Genomic DNA, 2,441 nt, shown 5'->3' with positions numbered 1-2,441 from the left:
GTCAAAGCAATGAAAAAACTTTTATTGGCAACAGCCGTCTATGCAGCTTCATTTGGCTTTCAAACAAATGCATTCGCTATCATGGTATATGATCCTGCGGCTGTAGGACAAATAATGAAACAAGTCCAGCAAGGCACACAACAACTTAACAAATTGCAAGAACAAATTCAACAAGGCAGACAACAGCTTGACCAATTAAAAAGCCAACTCGATCAAGCAAAACAATTATATAGTTCCTTAAATGGAAAACCTGATTTATCCGCATTGCAGGAGTTGCTCAACAAGCAAGGGAGCAGTGGCGCTCTTCCTTCTGATTTTAATCATTTAGAACAATCAATAGATGGCACCGGTGGTGGTAGCGGAAACACTGAAAAATGGAAGGAAAAACTTTTATATAAAGAACCATCGGGTGGTAGTGGATCAAAAGAAGCCGTTGATGCCTTTTACAAGCAAGAAGTGGAAAAATTGCACAATCGCAATGTAGGACAAGCAGCAACAGGGCAAGCTGTTTACGAAGATGCCGATAAAAAGAAAGAAGCCATTAGTAAGATTATTGAAAAACTCAAAAATGCTAAAACCGCTGCTGAAGTTCAAGATGCTCAAACACAATTAGCAGCTATACAAGCAATATTACAAGCAGAGGCTTTACAAACTCAAGCTACTTCTATGGTTCAACAAGCTCAATCTGAAGCTGAAGCCATACGGATTAGAGAAGAAGCTAGTAAAAGATACCAAGATTATGCAAATCAACTTCGCGGTCATTAAAAGTTAAAGAGGGACTTAATCATGAACAAAGTTATTATCGCAGCACTACTACTTAGCACAGGGCTGATCACCGCTGGATGTGAAAAAACCTACAGTGTAGAAGATTTTAAGAAAGATGAAAATTTACTTAAAGAATGGGCGGTGAGATGTGGATTTACAGGAAATTCGAAAAACTGTCAAAATGCACGATTAGCCGATCATCAAATTCATGAAGAACGTCGGGCAAAAATTGACGAAGAAAATCGTAAACGTAGAGAAGAATTTGAGAAAAAACAACAAGAAGAAGCAGCTAAGAGAAAAGCTGAATATGAAAAAAGGAGAGCTAAAGAAAAAAGCGAAAACAATTTCGATCCATAAAAATTATTATAACAATCAGAAATAAAAGTATTAAAAAAATTATAAAATGGATATTCAATGGTAACAAAGGATATATTTACCACAATAGATGATCGTTTAATGAATTCTCTTACAAATATATGGGTAAATCTATTAGCAATCTTTCAGGCGCTTTATCTGCTCCTCTTACAGCAGCTTGTACAATATATATAGCATTTATAGGTTACAATATTATCTATGGGCGGTCTTCTATGCCATTGTGGGATTTTATAGCGACAACTTTCAAACTTGGCATCATCGTTACACTCGCCACAAATGCCGCTAACTATAACACATGGATCACAAATATATTTTTCACGGATCTGCCGAATGCCATTTCAAATGCTACGCAAGGTGCAATTTCTGATAAGAATGTCTGGGACAATATGATACAAAATGCTTATGCGCACGCCTTTGACGCAGCAAATAAATACAACGGATGGACTGAAGTTGGTACGTATATTGTTAACTGGATTGCTGGTTTAATCTGTTTAGTGATTGCTGGGATTTTTTGCACCATTGGTTTTATCGTCACAATATTTGCTAAATTTGGATCATTTCTTGTCATATCAGTGGGACCAATATTTATAGGTTTTGGTCTATTTTCAGCGACAAGACGTTTTACAGAAGCGTGGTTAGGTCAATTGGCAAACTTCATCATTTTGCAAGTATTAGTCGTGTTGCTTGGTAACGTGTATGTAAGTCTTGCAATGGACATACTTTCAGGTGACCTTACAGATATCATGTTTTCTGTACTTCAATTTTTGGTTATTGGCATTGGTGGAATTTATCTTTTTATCCATTTACCCGGAATTGCCTCTGCTTTAGCTTCTGGAGGAGCATCTCTTGCAGGTTCAACACATTTAGCTCACCACACTAGCAGATTAGCTGGTCGTGGTGCTCTTGCTGGTTTTAGAGGTTTGGCATCAAAATTTAGAGGAGGTAATACTACAAATGCGGGGAGTTAAAAAAATTTGGATTATCTTGCCATTTCTCTTTCTTAGTGGCTGTATGTCTTCATCAAACACGCTGAAATCACTCCCAAAGTGTGATGGATATTCTAAACGTCCACTCAACAGATCAATGTGGAATTGGGAAGGGAAGAAGCCCACTCCAAGACCTATTATTATAAGTGGCAATACACAATCATCTGTGAAAGAGAGCAAACTTGAAACGCTTTTGGCACAAAAATTCACGGACGAAGAAATGAAGTCTTACAAAAATTGCGGGCAAAAAGCATGAAAGAAAACGCCGTAGAACAATATATTGCTGAAGCACGCTCGTTCGATCAAGATCGCATG

Annotated in this window: 3 protein-coding genes and 1 pseudogene; all 4 read left to right on the top strand. The window is 37.5% G+C overall.

Features of this window, described 5'->3' with window-relative positions:
• Positions 1 to 9: 9 nt before the first annotated feature.
• The 4 genes and pseudogenes from ACFILY_RS09290 to ACFILY_RS09275 all read left to right on the top strand — a co-directional run bounded on the left by ACFILY_RS09290 (position 10) and on the right by ACFILY_RS09275 (position 2,382).
• Positions 10 to 765, top strand: a complete 756-nt coding sequence (locus ACFILY_RS09290) for a type IV secretion system protein (RefSeq protein WP_375673350.1) — start codon at positions 10 to 12, stop codon at positions 763 to 765.
• A gap of 21 nt (positions 766 to 786) precedes the next feature.
• The gene (locus ACFILY_RS09285; protein WP_375637935.1) at positions 787 to 1,122 is read left to right on the top strand and encodes an EexN family lipoprotein; all 336 of its coding nucleotides are present in this window, start codon (positions 787 to 789) and stop codon (positions 1,120 to 1,122) included.
• A gap of 57 nt (positions 1,123 to 1,179) precedes the next feature.
• A pseudogene (locus ACFILY_RS09280) lies at positions 1,180 to 2,108 on the top strand (type IV secretion system protein).
• Positions 2,095 to 2,382 (top strand): type IV secretion protein VblB7, encoded by a 288-nt coding sequence (locus tag ACFILY_RS09275; protein ID WP_375634902.1) that lies wholly within the window; start codon positions 2,095 to 2,097, stop codon positions 2,380 to 2,382. The pseudogene ACFILY_RS09280 and the gene ACFILY_RS09275 overlap by 14 nt, the downstream one beginning before the upstream one ends.
• The last annotated feature ends 59 nt before the right edge of the window (positions 2,383 to 2,441 follow it).

It is taken from the genome of Bartonella sp. CL25QHWL, from assembly GCF_042195335.1.
Taxonomy (GTDB): Bacteria; Pseudomonadota; Alphaproteobacteria; order Rhizobiales; family Rhizobiaceae; genus Bartonella.
This window is presented reverse-complemented; position numbering and strand designations above follow the sequence as displayed.